Origin of the sequence: Hyphomicrobium sp. MC8b (genome assembly GCF_905067615.1) — a bacterium.
GTDB lineage: Bacteria > Pseudomonadota > Alphaproteobacteria > Rhizobiales > Hyphomicrobiaceae > Hyphomicrobium_B.
Genome location: NZ_LR898465.1, coordinates 1,186,144 through 1,203,755 on the forward strand (window position 1 = coordinate 1,186,144; position 17,612 = coordinate 1,203,755).

Annotated in this window: 18 protein-coding genes; 9 read left to right on the forward strand and 9 right to left on the reverse strand. The window is 60.2% G+C overall.

Annotation, left to right across the window (positions count from 1 at the left end):
- Positions 1 to 36: 36 nt before the first annotated feature.
- The 3 genes from ACLB1Z_RS05750 to ACLB1Z_RS05760 are packed head-to-tail and all read right to left on the reverse strand — an operon-like array spanning position 37 to position 2,267.
- A complete protein-coding gene (locus ACLB1Z_RS05750) occupies positions 37 to 1,293 on the reverse strand; it encodes a CCA tRNA nucleotidyltransferase (RefSeq protein ID WP_409562449.1) in 1,257 nt (418 codons plus the stop codon).
- An 18-nt stretch (positions 1,294 to 1,311) separates the two neighbouring features.
- Positions 1,312 to 1,614 (reverse strand): DUF6111 family protein, encoded by a 303-nt coding sequence (locus ACLB1Z_RS05755; RefSeq protein WP_409562450.1) that lies wholly within the window; start codon positions 1,612 to 1,614, stop codon positions 1,312 to 1,314.
- Positions 1,611 to 2,267, reverse strand: coding sequence for a CoA pyrophosphatase (locus ACLB1Z_RS05760; protein ID WP_409562451.1), 657 nt, complete (start codon positions 2,265 to 2,267; stop codon positions 1,611 to 1,613). Before ACLB1Z_RS05760 ends, ACLB1Z_RS05755 begins: the two co-directional genes overlap by 4 nt.
- A gap of 135 nt (positions 2,268 to 2,402) precedes the next feature.
- On the opposite strand from ACLB1Z_RS05760, the gene ACLB1Z_RS05765 reads away from it, so the two are divergent.
- Positions 2,403 to 3,632: a hypothetical protein gene (locus ACLB1Z_RS05765; RefSeq protein WP_409562452.1), complete on the forward strand. Its 1,230-nt coding sequence runs from the start codon at positions 2,403 to 2,405 to the stop codon at positions 3,630 to 3,632.
- 36 nt (positions 3,633 to 3,668) lie between these two features.
- Here ACLB1Z_RS05765 and ACLB1Z_RS05770 read toward each other — a convergent pair whose 3' ends face one another.
- From ACLB1Z_RS05770 to hemF, 3 genes are all read right to left on the reverse strand, one after another.
- Entirely contained in the window at positions 3,669 to 4,733 is a 1,065-nt protein-coding gene (locus tag ACLB1Z_RS05770) for an alkene reductase (protein ID WP_409562453.1), read from the reverse strand.
- Between the two features lie 167 nt (positions 4,734 to 4,900).
- On the reverse strand, positions 4,901 to 6,070 hold the full coding sequence (locus ACLB1Z_RS05775; protein WP_409562454.1) for a DUF2235 domain-containing protein: 1,170 nt from the start codon (positions 6,068 to 6,070) through the stop codon (positions 4,901 to 4,903).
- 238 nt (positions 6,071 to 6,308) lie between these two features.
- On the reverse strand, positions 6,309 to 7,217 hold the full coding sequence (gene hemF / locus ACLB1Z_RS05780; RefSeq protein ID WP_409562455.1) for an oxygen-dependent coproporphyrinogen oxidase: 909 nt from the start codon (positions 7,215 to 7,217) through the stop codon (positions 6,309 to 6,311).
- A gap of 143 nt (positions 7,218 to 7,360) precedes the next feature.
- Between hemF and ACLB1Z_RS05785 the strand changes: the two genes are divergently transcribed.
- Positions 7,361 to 9,238: an ABC transporter ATP-binding protein gene (locus tag ACLB1Z_RS05785; RefSeq protein ID WP_409562456.1), complete on the forward strand. Its 1,878-nt coding sequence runs from the start codon at positions 7,361 to 7,363 to the stop codon at positions 9,236 to 9,238.
- Between the two features lie 8 nt (positions 9,239 to 9,246).
- Here ACLB1Z_RS05785 and ACLB1Z_RS05790 read toward each other — a convergent pair whose 3' ends face one another.
- Entirely contained in the window at positions 9,247 to 9,888 is a 642-nt protein-coding gene (locus ACLB1Z_RS05790; protein WP_409562457.1) for a methyltransferase family protein, read from the reverse strand.
- Positions 9,889 to 9,965: 77 nt separating this feature from the next.
- A complete protein-coding gene (locus ACLB1Z_RS05795; RefSeq protein WP_409562458.1) occupies positions 9,966 to 10,436 on the reverse strand; it encodes a tRNA (cytidine(34)-2'-O)-methyltransferase in 471 nt (156 codons plus the stop codon).
- Between the two features lie 233 nt (positions 10,437 to 10,669).
- On the opposite strand from ACLB1Z_RS05795, the gene petA reads away from it, so the two are divergent.
- From petA to ACLB1Z_RS05815, 4 genes are all read left to right on the forward strand, one after another.
- A complete protein-coding gene (gene petA, locus ACLB1Z_RS05800; protein ID WP_409562459.1) occupies positions 10,670 to 11,242 on the forward strand; it encodes a ubiquinol-cytochrome c reductase iron-sulfur subunit in 573 nt (190 codons plus the stop codon).
- A gap of 14 nt (positions 11,243 to 11,256) precedes the next feature.
- The gene (locus ACLB1Z_RS05805) at positions 11,257 to 12,573 is read left to right on the forward strand and encodes a cytochrome b (protein ID WP_409562460.1); all 1,317 of its coding nucleotides are present in this window, start codon (positions 11,257 to 11,259) and stop codon (positions 12,571 to 12,573) included.
- A gap of 10 nt (positions 12,574 to 12,583) precedes the next feature.
- Positions 12,584 to 13,444: a cytochrome c1 gene (locus ACLB1Z_RS05810; protein ID WP_409562461.1), complete on the forward strand. Its 861-nt coding sequence runs from the start codon at positions 12,584 to 12,586 to the stop codon at positions 13,442 to 13,444.
- 98 nt (positions 13,445 to 13,542) lie between these two features.
- The gene (locus ACLB1Z_RS05815) at positions 13,543 to 14,415 is read left to right on the forward strand and encodes an S-methyl-5'-thioadenosine phosphorylase (RefSeq protein ID WP_409562462.1); all 873 of its coding nucleotides are present in this window, start codon (positions 13,543 to 13,545) and stop codon (positions 14,413 to 14,415) included.
- A 53-nt stretch (positions 14,416 to 14,468) separates the two neighbouring features.
- Here ACLB1Z_RS05815 and ACLB1Z_RS05820 read toward each other — a convergent pair whose 3' ends face one another.
- A complete protein-coding gene (locus tag ACLB1Z_RS05820) occupies positions 14,469 to 14,909 on the reverse strand; it encodes a hypothetical protein (RefSeq protein ID WP_409562463.1) in 441 nt (146 codons plus the stop codon).
- Positions 14,910 to 15,101: 192 nt separating this feature from the next.
- Here ACLB1Z_RS05820 and ACLB1Z_RS05825 point away from each other — a divergent pair, with 192 nt between their 5' ends.
- The 3 genes from ACLB1Z_RS05825 to mtnA all read left to right on the forward strand — a co-directional run bounded on the left by ACLB1Z_RS05825 (position 15,102) and on the right by mtnA (position 17,609).
- On the forward strand, positions 15,102 to 15,575 hold the full coding sequence (locus ACLB1Z_RS05825) for an adenine phosphoribosyltransferase (protein ID WP_409563230.1): 474 nt from the start codon (positions 15,102 to 15,104) through the stop codon (positions 15,573 to 15,575).
- A 233-nt stretch (positions 15,576 to 15,808) separates the two neighbouring features.
- Positions 15,809 to 16,519, forward strand: a complete 711-nt coding sequence (locus tag ACLB1Z_RS05830; RefSeq protein WP_409562464.1) for an alpha/beta fold hydrolase — start codon at positions 15,809 to 15,811, stop codon at positions 16,517 to 16,519.
- On the forward strand, positions 16,509 to 17,609 hold the full coding sequence (mtnA, locus tag ACLB1Z_RS05835) for an S-methyl-5-thioribose-1-phosphate isomerase (RefSeq protein WP_409562465.1): 1,101 nt from the start codon (positions 16,509 to 16,511) through the stop codon (positions 17,607 to 17,609). The genes ACLB1Z_RS05830 and mtnA overlap by 11 nt, the downstream gene beginning before the upstream one ends.
- Positions 17,610 to 17,612: the final 3 nt, after the last annotated feature.

A 17,612-nucleotide genomic window follows, 5' to 3' on the forward strand; every position in this document is an offset into this window, starting at 1 on the left:
AGCATAAGCAAAGGTGAAGTGAAATTTAATGATTTGTTAAGTAACAGCTTCGCGCGCCAGCTCTTTAAGCACTCTGCTTTGACGTTCAGCATCGGCGGGAAAATTCTCTGAGATCCACCAGCGCTCGAAGGCACTAAGGATGCTGCCGACTTTCGGACCTGGTTGAATGCCGAGTGCAAGGACGTCGTTCCCAGTGAAGGGCATGACCGGAATTTTCCAGCGATCGGCGAGCAACGCGCGGGCGCGCCAGCGCGGATCGGTGCTGGGGGCACCAGATTGCGCCCAGGCAAGGCGGACGGCGCGCGCGAAGGCATCGGCGCCGAGCCTGTAAAGTGCAGCTTGTGCAATCGCTTCGGACGTTTCCGGGGCGATGCCGGGATCGCCTGCGGATGCGCTTTTGAGACGCTCGGCTTCGGCATTCGAGAGCCGAAGCTCGCGGCCGAGAAAGGCTGCATCTTCCGGATTGTTGACGGCAAGCGCGGCAAGGCGCGCGAGCGCATCGGGTGGCTCGCCCAGTGCGGCTTCGATCACAACGAAGCGCGCAAAGCGGTCAGGTTCGAGGCGCGTCCTGACGACAAGCTGAAGGATGCCGCTTTTTTCCATGGCGTTGACGACATCGACAGCATTCAGCGCTGCGAGCAGTTTCAGCATTTCGGCGCGGACGCGCTCAGCGGAGAGCAGCGATAGTCCTTCTTTCAAGGCATTTGCAGCGGCCAGTCCTGCGGGATCGAGCTGGCCCTTTCCGTATTCGGCGCTGAAACGGAAGAAGCGCAGAATGCGCAGGTAATCCTCGCGGATGCGTGCCTCGGCATCGCCGATGAAGCGAACGCGACGTTGGCGTAGATCATCGAGGCCGCCGACGAAATCGTAGACGATGCCGTCGGCCGAGCAATAAAGCGCGTTGATCGTGAAGTCGCGGCGGGCGGCGTCTTCTTCCCAGGAGGTGGTGAAGGTGACGACGGCATGGCGGCCGTCCGTCTCGACATCACGGCGCAACGTCGTCACTTCGAAGGATCGCTTGTCAGCGACAACGGTGACGGTGCCGTGGTCTATGCCAGTCGGATATGCGCCAAGACCGGCATCGGCGGCGAGGCGCATGACCTCGGCAGGGAGGGCCGTTGTCGCGATGTCGACATCCTTGACGGGGCGATTGATCATCGCGTTGCGCACGGCGCCGCCGACGATGCGGGCTTCGGCGCCGCCGGCAGAAAGCGCGGCGAAGACCTTTGCAAGCGCCGGGGCTCGTAGCCATTCGGCACTCATGCGGGTCGATTTGATGGCTGTTTCAGTCATGCCGTTTCAGTCCTGCAATCACGGCTTTGCCGTCGGGGGCGGCGTTTTCGTCTCGTGAATGCTGCGCGCCGGTTCGAGCTTCCCGTCGACGACGGAGGCGGGCACATAGACATCGTCGGGGCTGTTATAGGTGCGGGACGAAAACACGACGAGCGTCGCGAGCATCACGGCAGCGCCGGCAAAGAAGAGACGGATCAAGGGAGCACGGCTCAAGACTGTCATCAGGCCAGGCCATTCATCTTCGGAGAATGCGATCCAGGCGATGTAGAGGAACGTCGGCAGCAGGAAGAAAAAAATATTCTCGATAACGATGCGGATCATGTGCTGAACAGTCTCCGATAGAGCGTGCGGATTATTCCCGCTGTCGCGCCCCATATATAGCGTTCACCGTAAGGCATCGCATAGAACCTGCGTTCTGCACCGCGCCAGACGCGGCTGTGGATCTCGTGATTGGCTTCGTTCATCAAAAAGGCGAACGGAACCTCGAAAACGTCAGCGACTTCGTCGGGATTGGCTGTAAGCCTGAAGCCCGGCCGCACGAGCGCGACCGAGGGCGTGATGATGTAGCCCGTGCCGGTGCGATAAGGCGAGAGATAGCCGACTGGCTCGATGAATGCCGCATCGAGGTTAATCTCTTCGCGCGTCTCCCGCAGCGCAGCAGCGAGAGGCGTCGCGTCTTGTTGCTCGACTTTCCCGCCGGGGAAGGCGATTTGTCCGGCGTGCGAGGGCAAATGGTCCGTTCGTGCCGTCAGCAGCACGGTCAGAGGTGCGCGGGCGACGATGGGCACCAGGACGGCTGCGTGGCGCAGGCCAGCGGAAAATGGACCGAGGCCGGGGTTCAGATCATCGTCGCCAGGTGACTGTGGTTCATCCAATTCAGGCGGGCTCGCCAGCAGCCGCGCACGTGCCATGCGCTCGAAATCGGCAGCCTCGATATCCGGCGTTGCCATATTGGAGGCAGAAAGCGGGTTCATTTCGCAACCTGGCAGAAATTGAAGCGTGACCGTCCTGGGGTGGCCGGGGGCGGCTGAATCACGCTATTTTTGATTCGTCGTTTTAACTTGTGTCGTGTTTAGGAGCAGATGGGACTGCGTGTGGCTTACTTACGTATGACATCGCCGTTTCGGAAGCAGGGCATTTCGGCGCCCGCCCTGGCGCTCGCGCTGGTTTGCCTCATGGTGCCGATGGCGGCGCCGCGCGCAACCGCAATGTCGACCATCGATTTTCTGACGTCGCTGTCCGATAGCGAGATAGAAGCCTTTCAAGTCTGGAAAACGGCGCGGCAGAATTTCGAAGAGAAGCTCGATGCCTACTGGGATGCAGTCGAGCAGAAGCGAACTCTTCGCAAGCGTAAACGCGCAAAGGATATACCGTTCTCGGCAAACGACTACGTGATGAGCTTTCCGCCGAAGTATCAAGGGCCGTCGCTGTCAGGTTCGCTCGCGTCGAAATATGGCCGCTTCCTTGATGCGCAGCGGGAGGCCAACCCGTCGTCAAGCCGGGAACTGGCAACCATTCCCGACTACCTTGCGGCCGCGAAGCGCGTCTACAACTTCGTGCCGGAACGCGTGACGGAAAAAGAGTTCAAGCTGCGCTATGCGTCTGAGGCTGCGGCCCTCGGTCTGTCGAAGGAGCAGGTGGTGCGTGTCTACGCGCTCGAAACGGGTGGCGTCGGCACCTACGATACGCAGGCCGGAATTCATCCGATCAAGAAGACAGGCCGCGCCATTTCCAGCGCCATCGGCTATGGCCAGCTTCTCGATGCCAATTCGATCAACGAGCTGGCGCGCAGCGGGCCGACATTCATTCGGCTGCTGACGGCGAGATATCATGATCCGCGCAATTCGCCGGCTCGAAAAGCGCTGCTGCGGCACAAGCTGGTTGTGCTGAAGAAGATGTACGCGAACGTTAAGCATCAGCCGTTCGAATGGCATGTGCAGCAGGCCTATGCCAAGACGCAGGCCGGCATGGGTATTCACACTCTGAATATCGACGGTGACATTGGACCGATGCTGCAGGCGATGAAGCTCAAGACGCTGCAGGATTTGGCCGCCAAGAATGGACGGCGTTCGCTGTCGGGCGCCGAGCTCGAGTTGATGAATCTCGCGGGGCCTGTCACGGGGCTCGAAATGATGGACGGAGCGGGATCACGTGCGCCCACGTCGAATTTTTTTTCACGGCGGGCTTATTACGTGAACAAGATGGTGAAGGGTTTGACCGGCTCGCAGCTTCAGGCTGAACTCGAACGGCGTATGACGCACGCGCTGACGACACCCGGTTCATTGGAATTCGCGAACGCCTTCGACGCAGTCGAGGCGCGGCGGGAGGCCGAGCGCTGAGCGCACGGCCTCGCCGTTCGTCACGCACAAGTGCCGTTACGCGTTTTGCGATTCAAGTGCGGGATAGTCGGTGTAACCCTTTTCCGTACCGCCATAGAACGAGTCCGGATCAGGCGGATTCAACGGCGCATCGAGCTTGAAGCGCAGCGGCAGGTCGGGATTGGCAATGAATGTTTTGCCAAAGGCCACGGCGTCGACCGTTCCGGCTTCGATGGCAGCCTGCGCCGTCTCCTTGGTGAATTTCTCATTGCCAATGAAGACGCCGCCGAAACGCTTCTTCAATTCGGGGCTAATCGAGTCTGGCCCCTGGTATTCACGCGTGCAGATGAAGGCGATCTTGCGTTTGCCGACTTCCGTTGCGACGTAGCCAAACGTTTCGAGCGGATTGCTGTCACCCATGTCGTGGGAATCGCAGCGCGGCGCCAAGTGCAGGCCGACGCGATCCGCGCCCCAGACTTCAATGCATGCGTCGACCACTTCGAGCATGAGGCGGGCACGATTTTCGATCGGTCCGCCATATTGATCGGTGCGCTTGTTGGTGCTGTCCTGCAGGAACTGATCGAGCAGATAGCCGTTGGCACCGTGAACCTCGACGCCATCGAAGCCCGCGCGTTTGGCGTTTTCGGCACCGCGACGGTATTCGGCGACGACACTGGGAATTTCGTTCAGTTCCAGAGCACGCGGGGTGACGAATTCTTTTTTGGGGCGCACGAGGCTGACGTGACCTTTCGGTGCGATGGCGCTGGGTGCAACGGGGAGCTTTCCGTCGAGGTAGATCGGGTCGGAGATGCGTCCAACGTGCCAGAGTTGCAGCAGGATGGTTCCGCCGGCTGCGTGAACCGCATCGGTGATTTTCTTCCAGCCCGCGACCTGCTCTTCCGACCAGATGCCGGGCGTGTCGGGATAGCCGACGCCCATCGGGGTCACGGAGGTGGCTTCGGTTAGCATCAAGCCTGCCGAGGCGCGCTGGACGTAATATTCACGCATCATATCATTTGGCACACGGCCAGCGCTGGCGCGGCAGCGCGTGAGCGGAGCGAGGACGACGCGATTCTTCAGCGAGAATGCGCCTGCTTTGAGCGGATCGAACAGAGTTGTCATGGGAAGTCCCGAAGTTTGCCGGCGAGGAACAGTCGAGATGGTGTCTATAGTTCGATAGAACTGAACTGGTGAACATGTGGCACGATCTATCTGGCGGACAACTGCGGCTTTCGACCGCCCCAGGTGGTGGAAGAGCCAATGTTCTTGTTTTGGCTTCCTGCCGGCCGTCACGCGGCCCTGTCGCTTGCTGCGCCGGGGATTGTTTCGACACCAGATTCATCAGGCCCGGTAGCGGCTCGCTGTGCAAGGGCGGCCGGTTCATAAGTGATATCCCGGACGGTGCCGTTGCAGGCTTCTTTCACGGTCTGTCCGAGACGCAAAAGCACGCTCTCGTGGATTTTTTCATTGAGTGAAATCAGGCCGCGTCCGACTTTGTCGGTGCGCCGTTTGCCGGTTAATGGCTGATCTTCGAGACTCTGCTGGATCGCACGGTTTGCGGGCATCAATCGGCTGAAGGCGTACGGCCAGCCGGTTGCGGACGCATGCTGCAAGCCAAGGTGATCAGGTTTGCTGTCTCGGCGCAGCTTATCGATGTCGATGGCGAGGCTCGTCTTGGCCTGAATGCGTTCGGCCATCCAGAGCAGTGCGATGTCCGAGAGAGCAGTTTCCGGCCAACCACCTCCGACGTCGGCGTGCGTACCGGCGAACCACATCTGCTCGACGTGCTGGCGCGATGGCAATCGGCCATCTTCGGGATAGGTCAGGAGCGTCGGGCGGAATGGACTTCGCGCTTCGTCGATCGACAGCGCATGCAGCGTGACGTCGATGGTGTCGTGCAGGCGCATGTCGTGATAATCGAATTTGCGGCTCAGCCAGCCCCAAGATCGATACGGATTGCCGACATTGCCGACGGTGTCCCAGAGGCCGAGACAGCGAATGCGAACCGGGTAATGGCAGGCGGCGCCGATTTCTGCGATGGCGTCGAAATTACGTTTGCGCTCGGGCTGGCGATATATGCGCCAAGCATTGTCGATTGAAAAATTGCTGCCCTTCTCCGCGAGGCCGAACAGCGTGATGAAACTCGCGAGGCTGCGGGCTTCGTAAGCGCCGCGGGAAAATCCGAAGAGATAGATCTCATCGCCCGGCTCGTAGGCGTTGCAGAGAAACTGATAGGCCGCCTTGATGCGGTCGCCGATCTCAAAGCCGAGCGCGCCCTTGAGAAAGGCCAAGCCGTGATCTTGCGACGAGGCAATTCCAACGACATAGCGGACGAGTTGGCGGACGCCTCGATTGTCTTCGTAAAGGACCGCGCGGCTGAGCTTGGCGACGTTCGTCAGCGGTGACGCGTCGTCATCATCGTTCCAGGTGCCGTCGAGCGCGCAGACGAGCCGTTTCATCCTGCCGTGCTCCCGAAGGCCTCCGCTGCCGAGACGAGGCATTCGCCCCGCTTTGCTCTCGGCGCGCATAAGGCCCGAGGGTTAGATCGCTCGGAGGTTATACGGACGCGTGCGGAAGGGTAAACCCATCGCGGCAGGAAACGCGGCGACGGACGTGTTCAGGAATGGCGAAACGGCCACAATAAACGGAATCTGTCATCCTCGGGCCCAAGCCCGAGGATGACGTCATGTTTGTAAATCAGGGCCACTTCACCACGGGCGGCATCGAAGACAGGATCGACTCGGTGTTGCCGCCGGTTTTCAGACCGAACGTCGTGCCGCGGTCGTAGAGCAGATTGTATTCGACGTAGCGGCCACGGCGGATCAATTGCTCTTCCCGCTGCGCGCCCGAGTACGGCATTGTGTAATTGCCACGCACCAGCATCGGGTAGACGCTGTGGAATGCGCGTCCGACATCCTGGGTGAAAGCGAAGGCTGCATCCCAGCCGCCTTCGGCATCGGAAGGCGTCAGATAATCGTAGAAAATACCGCCGACGCCGCGCGGTTCATTCCGGTGCGGCAGGAAAAAGTACTCATCGCACCAGTTTTTGAGCTTGGTGTAATCGACGATCGGGTGATTGGCGCAGGCGCCGTACATGGCGGCATGAAAAGCGAGCGTATCGGCATCCGACTGCGTGCGGCGCTTGTCGAGCACCGGCGTCAGGTCGGCACCGCCGCCGAACCACCACTTGTTCGTCACGATCATGCGCGTGTTCATATGAACCGCAGGCACGTTGGGGTTGATTGGGTGGCCGATGAGCGAAATGCCCGACGCCCAGAACTCAGGGTTTTCTTCGGCGCCGGGAATTTGTTTGCGGAACTCCGGGGCAAATTCGCCGTAAACCGTGGATGTGTGCACGCCGACTTTCTCGAAAACGCGGCCATGCATGAGGCTCATCACGCCGCCGCCGGCATCAGGTTCACCGGCTTTGGCGCGATTCCAGGGCGTGCGGACGAAGGTGCCCGGCGCGTCTTTTCCGTGTGGAGCGTGTTCGGGAAGGCTTGTTTCCAGCTTCTCGAACGCTGTGCAGATGTCGTCACGCAGTTTTTCAAACCACGCACGCGCGGTGGCTTTTTTCTGCTCTAGTGGCATTTCAGGGGCGTTCATGGATTTATCTGAGCTATGTCTTGTTTTTGACTGAAAAGACCCTTAGCTCCAACCGATATCAACGATCAACATCCGGTCGCCGTCGCCAGTCGGATCTAGCCCGACTTTGCGAGCAGGCGCCGCTTTCGTCATTGCGATAGATCATGTTGCGCCGACTTATGAGCTGGGGTGAGACCCGCATCAAGCCGTTCGACGAGCGCGCGATCGTGCGCCCGCCCGATACATTGTGGGCTTTCTATTGGTTTTTTATCAAGCCTCTTTGGCCGTTTTTCGTGCTGCTGCTGATCGCTGGCTGCCTGGGCTCGACCATCGAAGTGGCGTTGATGGGCTTTATCGGTGCGATCGTCGACAAAATGCGGACGCATGGCGATCCGGCGACGTTCGTTTCGACCTACGGGTGGATGCTGGCGGGCATGGCGTTCGTGGCGCTGGTGCTGCGGCCGGTCATCTCGACGGCGCACGACTTCATCAAGAACCAGATGCTCTCTGCGGGCTGCACGACGCGCATTCGGTGGCAGACGCATCGCTATGTGCTGCGGCAGAGCCTCGGTTTCTTCCAGAACGATTTCGCGGGCCGCGTCGCCAACAAGATCATGCAGACGGGCACATCGCTGCGTGAAAGCGTCGTCCAGCTGATCGACGCACTGTGGTATGCGAGCGTGCAGTTCATCGGTTCGGCGCTGCTGTTTGCGGCGTCCGATTGGCGGCTGACCATTCCGCTGATCGCTTGGCTCGTCGCTTACGTCGTGGCGCTGCGCTATTTTGTGCCGCGCATCAAGGCGCGCTCGACAGAAGCATCGGAAGCTCGTTCGATGCTCGTCGGCCGCATTGTCGACAGCTATACGAACATCATGACCGTGAAGCTCTTCGCGCATGCCGAGCGCGAGGATATCTATGCGCGCGAGGCGCTGACCGAGCAGATGACGAAGTGGCAGGCGTCTCTGCGTCTCATCACCGGCATGGAAATCACGCTCTATTCGCTCAACGGCCTGCTGCTCGTTGCGACAACGGGAACGGCGATCTGGCTGTGGACGCTGCATCACGTCTCGGTCGGCGACATCGCGGTCGTCGGCGGTCTTGTCATTCGCATCGTGACGATGTCGGGCTGGGTGATGTGGACGATTGCGGACGTGTTCGAGAACATCGGCGTCGTGCATGAAGGCATGGAGACGATCTCGCGGCCGAACCTGCTCGTCGATACGCCGGATGCGAAGCCGGTCGTCGTGCCGCGCGGAGAAATCCGCTTCGATCACATTCATTTCCACTACGGAGCAGGACGTGCGTCTGCAGAAGATGCGCCGCCGCGCGTGATCGAGGATCTTTCGCTAAAGGTGCGGCCGGGCGAGAAGGTTGGTCTGGTCGGGCGTTCCGGCGCTGGCAAGTCGACGCTCGTCAATCTGCTGCTGCGGTTCTATGACCTCGAAGGCGGCCGTATTCTGATCGATGGGCAGGACATCTCGCGCGTCACGCAGGACAGCCTGCGCGCGGAAATCGGGATGGTGACGCAAGACACGTCGCTTTTGCATCGGTCGGTGCGCGACAACATCCTCTATGGCCGTCTCGATGCCACGGACGAGGACGTGATCGCCGCCGCAAAGCAGGCCGAGGCGCACGATTTCATCATGGATCTCGAAGACCTCAAGGGCCGCAAGGGTTACGACGCGCATGTCGGCGAGCGCGGCGTGAAGCTTTCGGGCGGTCAGCGGCAGCGTATCGCCATTGCGCGCGTACTGCTGAAGAACGCGCCGATCCTGGTGCTCGACGAGGCGACGAGTGCGCTTGATTCAGAGGTCGAGTCTGCGATCCAGTCGAGCTTCGAGAAGCTGATGGACGGCAAAACCGTGATTGCGATCGCACACCGGCTTTCGACCATTGCGGCGATGGACCGGCTGGTCGTGATGGAAGACGGCCGGATTGTCGAAGAAGGTTCGCATGCGGATCTTCTGAAGCGCGGCGGTCTTTATGCCCAGCTGTGGCTGCGCCAGTCCGGCGGCTTCCTCGCACGCGAGGCGGCGGAGTAATTCCGCCGCTAACGCTTGCTACGTTGGCTGCTGGCGAGAGCGGGAACTTTGTGCGCCAAAAAGGCCTGAAGCTCGCTCGCTGCGTGGCGGATATTGAAGAAGCGCGGCACGTCTTTCTTGTAGTCGAGATAGGGGCGGCCGTAGCGGGCTTCGAGCCACGGCTCTTCCGTTCGCGCCATCATGGCGTAAACGATGACGAGTGCTGCGGCGAGAAGCGTGGCGTCCCATGACCAAGCCGCTAATCCGAGTGCCGTGAAAGCGAGAATGGCCGTCGCGTATTGCGGATTTCGCGTCCAGCGATAGACGCCGGTTGTCTCAAGGCCGCTCGCCTGACAGTAGGTTGCCTTTCGGCCCAGCGACCATAGCGTATAAATATAAACGACGCCTGCAATGAACGCGACGGCAGCGAGCGCGATGCGGAACGGAGCTAGCGATCCGGACAGCGTCGTTAGGAAACGCTCAGCCGCGAGGATCAGGACTGAGACGTTCAACGTTCGAAAAAGTGTCCAGAAGGCGAAGCTTTTTGCTGACCCGACTGGGGGCGCGGGCCAAATCCGCCAAGCGGGGTTGATCCGTCCGGCCATCATTCCCGCAATCAACAGAAGCGCTGAGGCAACGCCGGCAATGATCAGAATGAAGTCGATCGGCATGCTATTCTGCGACGTGTCGGTGCGATCCAACAGATTTGCAGCATTCGCGTGTCACGCGTGCGACAGGGCGGGAAGCGTCAGGCGGCGGGAAAGCCATGCGTCTGCCGCAGCGCTTCGCCGAGCACTATGGCGGCGGCAACTGCAACGTTCAACGATCTGAGACCAGGTCGCATCGGTATGATGATGCGTGCATCGGCTTGGTCGTGGACGGCATCGGGAACGCCGGCGCTTTCGCGGCCAAGCAGCAGCGTATCGTTCGGCGCGAAAGTGAAGTCGCAATGCGTCGATGTAGCCTTCGTTGTGAGAAGGACGAGACGTCCTGGCGGTTCGGCGGAAGCGCGTCGTGTGGCCATGAAGACGTCGAAGCTCACGTGCCGTGTGAGATCGACGAAAGGCAAGTAATCGAGCGCGGCGCGTTTCAAGGAGCGATCGCTCATGTCGAAGCCGGTCGGGCCGATGACGTCGACGGGCACGCCAAAGCAGGCTCCGAGGCGAAGGATCGTTCCGGTGTTCTGAGCAATATCGGGTTGATAGAGGGCGAGGCGCATCCGGGGTGTCTGAGGGATCTCAGAGATTCGTGTCTACTGCGACGTGTGCGCCAAATTGCCCCTCACTTTTTGTCGCGCTTTCCGATTGATAGCGGCATCAAACGCTGTCAAAACATCCAACTAGGGAAGAAATGAACGAACTGGAGACCAAAAAATAGGCAATCGGTGGCGGGCACTGTCCTGTGCAACCGGTGAAGCCTCTGGCTCTGGTTCCCCAATGCGGGAGGCGTGCGTTGAGCACAGATGCCTTGGAGCCGCACCGCCGGGATTTCCTGGTGGTTGCTGGAAACGCGTTCGCTGCTGTCGGCGCCGCGTCGCTTCTTTGGCCTTTCATTCAGCAGATGAATCCCGACGCCAGCACGATGGCGCTGTCGTCGGTGGAGGTCGATCTTGCTCCGGTGAAAGAAGGGCAGGCGATCACAGCGATGTGGCGCGGCAAGCCGATCTTCATCCGCAATCGGACGAAGGCGGAGATCGAATCGGCGCTGGCGGTGCCTGTGAAGGATCTGCCCGATCCGCTGGCGCGGAACGAGGATCTGCCGACAGACGATCCTGCAACCGATGCCAACCGCACCAAGGCCGGGCACGAGAACTGGATCATCATCATCGGCATTTGCACGCATCTGGGCTGCATTCCGAAGGGCCAAGCCCTGGGCGACGAGCGTGGGGAGTTCGGTGGATGGTTCTGCCCATGCCACGGCTCGCAATACGATACCTCCGGACGCATTCGTAAGGGACCGGCACCGCGCAATATGGAAGTGCCGCCCTATGCGTTCACGACCGCAACAAAAATCAAAATCGGTTAGGGGGGAGAGAGCATATGGGAGCCCGAACCTCGAATTACGTGGCCGAAACGCGGTGGGGCAAGTGGCTCGACGAGCGCCTACCGATCGGCCGCTTCGTGAACAACAGCTTTATCGACTATCCGACGCCGCGGAACCTCAATTACCTGTGGACCTTCGGCGGTATCCTGACGCTGATTCTCTTTGGGCAGATCGCGACGGGGGTCGTGCTGGCGATGCACTATCAGCCGAGCGCGACAGGTGCATTCAACTCCATTGAGCAGATCCGGCGCGACGTGAACTATGGCTGGATGCTGCGTAATTTCCATGCTGTCGGCGCATCGATGTTCTTTTTCGCCGTCTACATCCATATCTTCCGGGGCTTCTATTACGGCTCGTATAAGGCGCCGCGCGAAGTGCTGTGGATCCTTGGCGTGTTGATCATGCTGCTGATGATGGCGACGGCGTTCATGGGCTACACGCTGCCGTGGGGGCAGATGAGCTTCTGGGGCGTGACGGTCATCACCAACCTCTTTTCTGCGCTCGATACGATCGTCAATGGGCTCGGGACAGCGGTCGTCGAATGGCTGTGGGGCGGCTATGCAGTCTCGGGCGTGACGCTCAATCGTTTCTTCTCGCTGCACTACCTGTTGCCATTCGTGCTAGCGGGCGTCGTCGGGCTGCACATCTGGGCGTTGCACGTCGTCGGGCAGAACAATCCGACGGGTCTCGATCTCAAGGAGCCGACAGACTGCGTGCCGATGCACCCTTATGCAACGTCGAAGGATGCGGTCGGGATTTTCGCGTTCCTGCTGCTTTACGCGTGGTTCGTGTTTTTCGTGCCGGACTATCTGGGACACGCCGACAATTACATCGAAGCGAACCCGCTGGTGACGCCGCCGCATATCGTGCCGGAATGGTATTTCCTGCCGTTTTACGCAATCCTGCGCGCCTTCACGAGCTCGTTCCTCGGCATTCCGCTCGGGCAGTATGCAAAGCTTTGCGGCGTCGTAGCGATGTTCTCTGCCGTGATCATCATCGCGTTCGCGCCGTGGCTCGATACATCGCGTATCCGGTCGAATAAATACCGGCCGATCTTCAAGTGGTTCTTCTGGTTCTTCGTCTTCACGTGCGTGGCTCTTGGCTATCTTGGGTCGAAACCGGCGGAAGGCGTGTATGTGGTTGCCGCACAGATCTTCACTGTCTGCTATTTCTTGTTCTTCCTCGTTGCGATGCCGATCGTCGGCCTTATCGAGACGCCGCGAAGGCTGCCGCGCTCGATCACGGAATCGGTGCTCGGCAAGGGCGGCGCGGGGCTGCCGTCGGGTGCCGCTGCCGCACCTGAGACGCGGTGAGGAGCGACAGATGAAACAGCGCATCTCACTTTCATTGATCTTCGCGCTTTCGTTCGTGCTCGCGGTTACGAGCGCCTCTGCGGAGGAAGCGGGACATCCGGAGATCCATCGGCAGACGTGGTCGTTCTCGGGCTTCACCGGGCAATTCGATAAGGCGCAATTGCAGCGCGGCTTCCAGGTCTACAAGGACGTTTGTTCGAACTGTCACGGCCTTAAGTATCTGTCGTTCCGCAATCTCGTGCAGCCGGGCGGACCGGAATTTCCGGAAGCAGCCGTGAAGGAGCTGGCGAAGACGTGGCCGAACCAGATCACGGACGGTCCCAACGACGAAGGCAAAATGTTCGAGCGTCCGGCGCTGCTGTCTGATCCAATCCGTGGGCCGTATCATAATGATCAGGAAGCGCGGGCGGCGCAAAACGGCGCGTTGCCGCCTGATCTATCGCTTATCGCTCGGGCACGCGGCGTTGAGCGCAATCCGAGCTGGTGGATCCATCCATTCCTGATGCTTGGCGATATTGCCAAGGCCTATCAGGAAGGCGGCGCAGACTACATCTATGCGCTGATGCACGGTTATTCCGATCCGCCGGCAGACTTCAAACTGACGGACGGAAAATTCTACAACAAGATTTTCCCCGGTCATCAAATCAGCATGCCGCCGCCGCTTTCCGACGGTCTCGTCAGTTACCAGGACGGCACACCTGACACCGTCGATAACTACGCGAAAGACGTTGTCGCATTTCTGTCATGGGCCGCCGACCCCACGCTCGATACGCGCAAGCAGATCGGATGGCAGGTCATTTTGTATCTTATCGTCACCACTGGCTTGCTCTACCTGGGCAAGAGGCGGATCTGGGCCAGCATTAAGCACTGACCCTGAGCGCTTGTGACGATTTGCAAACTGGAAGGCTGCGCTTGCGTAGCCTTTTTTCTTTTGTATCGGCGGGTACATTGAAATGGAAAAGGTGGGTGATGACGGCATCGGTTCTGGGCATCGTTGGGGGCAGTGGGTTCTATCAGCTGCCGGGCCTTGCCAATCCGGAATGGAAGGTGATCGAGAGCCCGTGGGGCGCGCCTTCGGACGAAATTCTGTTTGCCGATATCGACGGATTGCCGATCCGCTTTCTGCCGCGGCACGGGCGCGGGCATAAGCTGTCGCCGACGGGCATCAATTACCGCGCGAACATCGATGCGTTAAAGCGTGCCGGCGTGACCGATCTCATTTCGGTTTCCGCGTGCGGATCATTGAAGAAGAAATACAAGCCGGGCGATTTCGTGCTTCCCGATCAGTTCATCGACCGGACGTTCGCGCGCGAGAAGTCGTTCTTCGGCAACGGTTGCGTTGCGCATGTTGCGATGGGCGATCCGATCAGTCCGCTGCTAACGAAGGCGCTCGAAAAGTCGGCGAAGGCCGAGAAGATCGAGGTGCACAAGGGCGGCACCTACCTCGCGATGGAAGGACCGCAATTTTCCACGCGCGCAGAAAGCAACCTTTACCGGTCTTGGGATTGCGATGTCATCGGCATGACGAACATGCCGGAAGCCAAGCTCGCGCGCGAAGCGGAGATTTGCTACGCGAGCGTCGCGATGGTGACGGATTACGATTGCTGGCACGACGATCATGAAGACGTCGATGTCGCGTCGATCATTGCTGTCATGCACGCGAATACAGAAAAGGCGCAGCGGCTCGTCGCGCATCTCGCGCGGGATTTTCCGCGCGAGCATCCTGCGTGTCCGATCGGCTCGGACAGGGCACTCGAAGTTGCGCTGATCACGCCCCCGGAAGCGCGCGATCCTGAGCTGTTGAAGAAGCTCGATGCCGTTGCGGGGCGGGTGCTGGGATAGCTCCTGATTGTCATCCACGGGATTGTTCCGAGGGCGGCCCGGAGAGGCGTGCGTTAGTTCGGGAAGCTGATCAGGATCTTCATCTTGATGAGCCAGGGGAAGATCATTTCGAGTAGGGTGCCGAGCGTCCATAGTACGGTGCCGAGCAGGATGAGCGCGGGGATGCTGGCGATGACGGCTTTCAGAAAGAACAGCATCAGCTCGACGAAGGGCACGTCGATTTTACGGATCGACACCGGTGCGAGCGTTGCGGCAGCTGCAGCGGCATTGGGGTTAAAATCGGATGCTGCGTAGATCTGCGGCTGCGGCCGTGAACGATCGTCTGGGCCCATCGAGAGCGACGGCGCGGCCGCGCGTTCCTGCGCTGCGCGTTCGCGTGCTTCCCGGGCGCGGGCTTCCTTTTCGCGTCTCAGCGTGCGCGGCAAGTCTTCCGTATCGTCGAGAAGCGGGTCGAAGTCGGGTCCTGCGATTGCGGAGGTGCCTGGAGATGCCATTACTCTTCCCTCAAGCAGGGCTGCCGCCAGTGCCGAATGTTTCAGCACGACAGCGTTGCTCAAAATCTACCTAGAACCCAGCGATATTGCTATTTTGCGCCGTCAATTTGACCGGAGTGGAGCACTGTGAAGAACCTGGACGCCCTCGAAGAGCTTATTCGTACGATCCCTGACTATCCAAAGCCCGGGATCATGTTTCGGGATATCACGACGCTTCTTTCCGACCCGAAAGGGCTTAAAAAAGCGATCAAAGGCATGGCGAAGCCATTCGAGGACAAGAAAATCGACGCGGTTGCCGGTATCGAGGCGCGCGGGTTCATTCTGGGTGGCGCGATTGCCGACCGCCTCGAATGTGGCTTCATTCCGATCCGGAAAAAAGGCAAGCAGCCTTGGAAGACGATCGGGCAGGAGTACACGCTTGAATACGGCGTGGACGTCATCGAAATTCATGAGGACGCTTTCGCGAGCGGATCGCGCGTGCTGATCGTCGACGACCTGATCGCGACGGGCGGCACGGCGGAAGCGGCGGTCAAGCTCGTCCAGCGTTCCGGCGGCAAGGTGGTTGGCGCAACCTTCATCGTCGATCTGCCGGACCTTGGCGGCATGAAGCGGCTCGATGATCTGGGCATCACCAGTCACGCGCTTGTCGCGTTCGAAGGCCACTAGGGAGCAAACGTGGACCTTCCAAGCGAACATCTGTCAGATGCGTTTGAGCGGATTGCCGCTTGGCGGGCCGATCCTTGGACGGTTCACACTTGCCCGGTCTGCCAAACGCCGGGGGTGCAAATAATCGACAGGTCGGTGCGGCCCTATTCGGAATGGTATGCGCTGACGTGCGCCGCTTGCGGGCTCGATGCTTCGCTGCACATTCCGTTGCCCGGTCCGGGTCACATGTGAGCATGGCGAACGGTCCGATCGAGATTGTCCTGTTGCCCGGTCTCGACGGGACAGGCGATCTGTTCGACCGTTTGGCAGCGCGGCTTGCTCCCGATCTCACCGTTACAATCGTACGCTACCCGCAGGATCCGTCGCTCGGGTACGCGGGCTACGCGGAAATCGTGCGCAACGTAATCGGCAAAAGACCGGTGTTTCTTCTGGGAGAGTCGTTTTCGGGTCCTGTTGCGGTTCGCGTCGCGACGCAGCTCGGGCGGCAGGTGCAGGGCGTCGTGCTGGCGGCGACGTTCGTGAAGAATCCTTGGCCCGGCTGCATAATTCGACGCGCAGCGCTCGTCGACCCGCGAACGACCCCGCCGCGCATTCGCGATGCTGTCCTGATGGGACCTTTCGGCGATCCCGAACTTGTCAAAAAAGTCGAAGGAATTGTCGCGACGTTATCGCGCTCGGTACGCGCATCGCGGCTCAAGGCCATCGCGGAGGTAGACGTGCGGCGGGATTTCGCCCAGCTCGCCTGTCCGATCCTGGTGCTGCATGGGCGCGGCGATTGGCTCGTCCGCAAGTCGCCCATTCAGCGTGCGGTTTGCGAACGCGGGCGCGCACGCATGGTCGTCATTCCCGGCGCCCATATGCTATTGCAAACGCGTTCCGCCGAGGCGGCGGCCGAGATCGTTAATTTCACTAAGTCAATCGCGGAGGCTCATCATGAAGCTTGACGGAGTGCCCTCGCGCACGATCTGGCTCGAACCGGACGGTTGGTCCATCGGTATTATCGATCAGACGCTTCTGCCGCATAAGATCGTGCGGCCGGTGCTCAAGACCGTGGAGGATGCGGCGCGCGCTATTAAAACGATGCAGGTTCGCGGCGCGCCGCTGATCGGCGTCACGGCGGCTTACGGCGTGGCGCTGGCTATGCGTGTCGATGCATCGGATGCGAGCCTAGACAATGCGGTTGCGTTCCTCGGCGCGCAGCGGCCGACGGCGGTCAATCTACGCTGGGCGCTGGAAGACCTGCGCACAACACTGGTGCCGCTGGCGCCGAGCATTCGCACGGTCGCCGCCTATGCGCGCGCGGCAGAACTGGCGGAGGACGATGTCGAGACGTGCCGGAACATCGGCGTCAACGGCCTTAAGTTGATTAAAGAGATTGCAATCCGCAAGGGCGGCGGTCCGGTCAAGGTGCTGACGCATTGCAACGCGGGCTGGCTTGCGTGTGTTGATTGGGGAACGGCGACGTCGCCCATCTATCACGCGCACGATGCGGGCATTCCGGTGCATGTCTGGGTGGACGAGACGCGGCCGCGCAACCAGGGCGCGGCGCTGACGGCGTTCGAGCTTTTACAGCACGGCGTTCCGCATAGCCTCATCGCCGACAACGCTGGTGGGCATTTCATGCAGGCTGGCGACGTCGATCTCGTCATCGTCGGCACGGACCGGGTGACGGCGAACGGCGACGTTGCGAACAAGATCGGCACGTATCTGAAGGCGCTCGCGGCGCACGATACGCGGGTTCCGTTCTATGTGGCGCTACCGTTTTCGACGATCGACTGGCGCACCGAAAAAGGCAGCGACATTCCCATCGAGGAACGCAGCGAAGACGAAGTTCTGTATGTTCAGGGCAAGCTGCCCAATGGCGAGCTCGGGTCGGTTCTGATTGCGGCAGAGGGGACGCATGCCCGTAATCCGGCCTTTGATGTGACACCTGCGAGGCTCGTGACGGGCTTCATCACGGAGCGGGGCATTTGTGCGGCGTCGCGAGAAGGGCTGCTGTCGCTCTATCCTGAAAAGACCAGCGCAGCAGCGTGATCT

Bases quoted from the DNA above. Each gene is read 5' to 3' on its own strand.
- ACLB1Z_RS05815 (WP_409562462.1), top strand. From the start codon at position 13,543: ATGACGGCATCGGTTCTGGGCATCGTTGGGGGCAGTGGGTTCTATCAG.
- ACLB1Z_RS05760 (WP_409562451.1), bottom strand. From the start codon at position 2,267: ATGAACCCGCTTTCTGCCTCCAATATGGCAACGCCGGATATCGAGGCT.
- ACLB1Z_RS05825 (WP_409563230.1), top strand. From the start codon at position 15,102: ATGTTTCGGGATATCACGACGCTTCTTTCCGACCCGAAAGGGCTTAAA.
- ACLB1Z_RS05805 (WP_409562460.1), top strand. From the start codon at position 11,257: ATGGGAGCCCGAACCTCGAATTACGTGGCCGAAACGCGGTGGGGCAAG.
- ACLB1Z_RS05775 (WP_409562454.1), bottom strand. From the start codon at position 6,070: ATGAAACGGCTCGTCTGCGCGCTCGACGGCACCTGGAACGATGATGAC.
- ACLB1Z_RS05820 (WP_409562463.1), bottom strand. From the start codon at position 14,909: ATGGCATCTCCAGGCACCTCCGCAATCGCAGGACCCGACTTCGACCCG.
- ACLB1Z_RS05765 (WP_409562452.1), top strand. From the start codon at position 2,403: ATGACATCGCCGTTTCGGAAGCAGGGCATTTCGGCGCCCGCCCTGGCG.
- mtnA (WP_409562465.1), top strand. From the start codon at position 16,509: ATGAAGCTTGACGGAGTGCCCTCGCGCACGATCTGGCTCGAACCGGAC.
- ACLB1Z_RS05770 (WP_409562453.1), bottom strand. From the start codon at position 4,733: ATGACAACTCTGTTCGATCCGCTCAAAGCAGGCGCATTCTCGCTGAAG.
- hemF (WP_409562455.1), bottom strand. From the start codon at position 7,217: ATGAACGCCCCTGAAATGCCACTAGAGCAGAAAAAAGCCACCGCGCGT.
- ACLB1Z_RS05795 (WP_409562458.1), bottom strand. From the start codon at position 10,436: ATGCGCCTCGCCCTCTATCAACCCGATATTGCTCAGAACACCGGAACG.
- ACLB1Z_RS05790 (WP_409562457.1), bottom strand. From the start codon at position 9,888: ATGCCGATCGACTTCATTCTGATCATTGCCGGCGTTGCCTCAGCGCTT.
- ACLB1Z_RS05830 (WP_409562464.1), top strand. From the start codon at position 15,809: ATGGCGAACGGTCCGATCGAGATTGTCCTGTTGCCCGGTCTCGACGGG.
- ACLB1Z_RS05810 (WP_409562461.1), top strand. From the start codon at position 12,584: ATGAAACAGCGCATCTCACTTTCATTGATCTTCGCGCTTTCGTTCGTG.
- ACLB1Z_RS05750 (WP_409562449.1), bottom strand. From the start codon at position 1,293: ATGACTGAAACAGCCATCAAATCGACCCGCATGAGTGCCGAATGGCTA.
- ACLB1Z_RS05785 (WP_409562456.1), top strand. From the start codon at position 7,361: ATGTTGCGCCGACTTATGAGCTGGGGTGAGACCCGCATCAAGCCGTTC.
- ACLB1Z_RS05755 (WP_409562450.1), bottom strand. From the start codon at position 1,614: ATGATCCGCATCGTTATCGAGAATATTTTTTTCTTCCTGCTGCCGACG.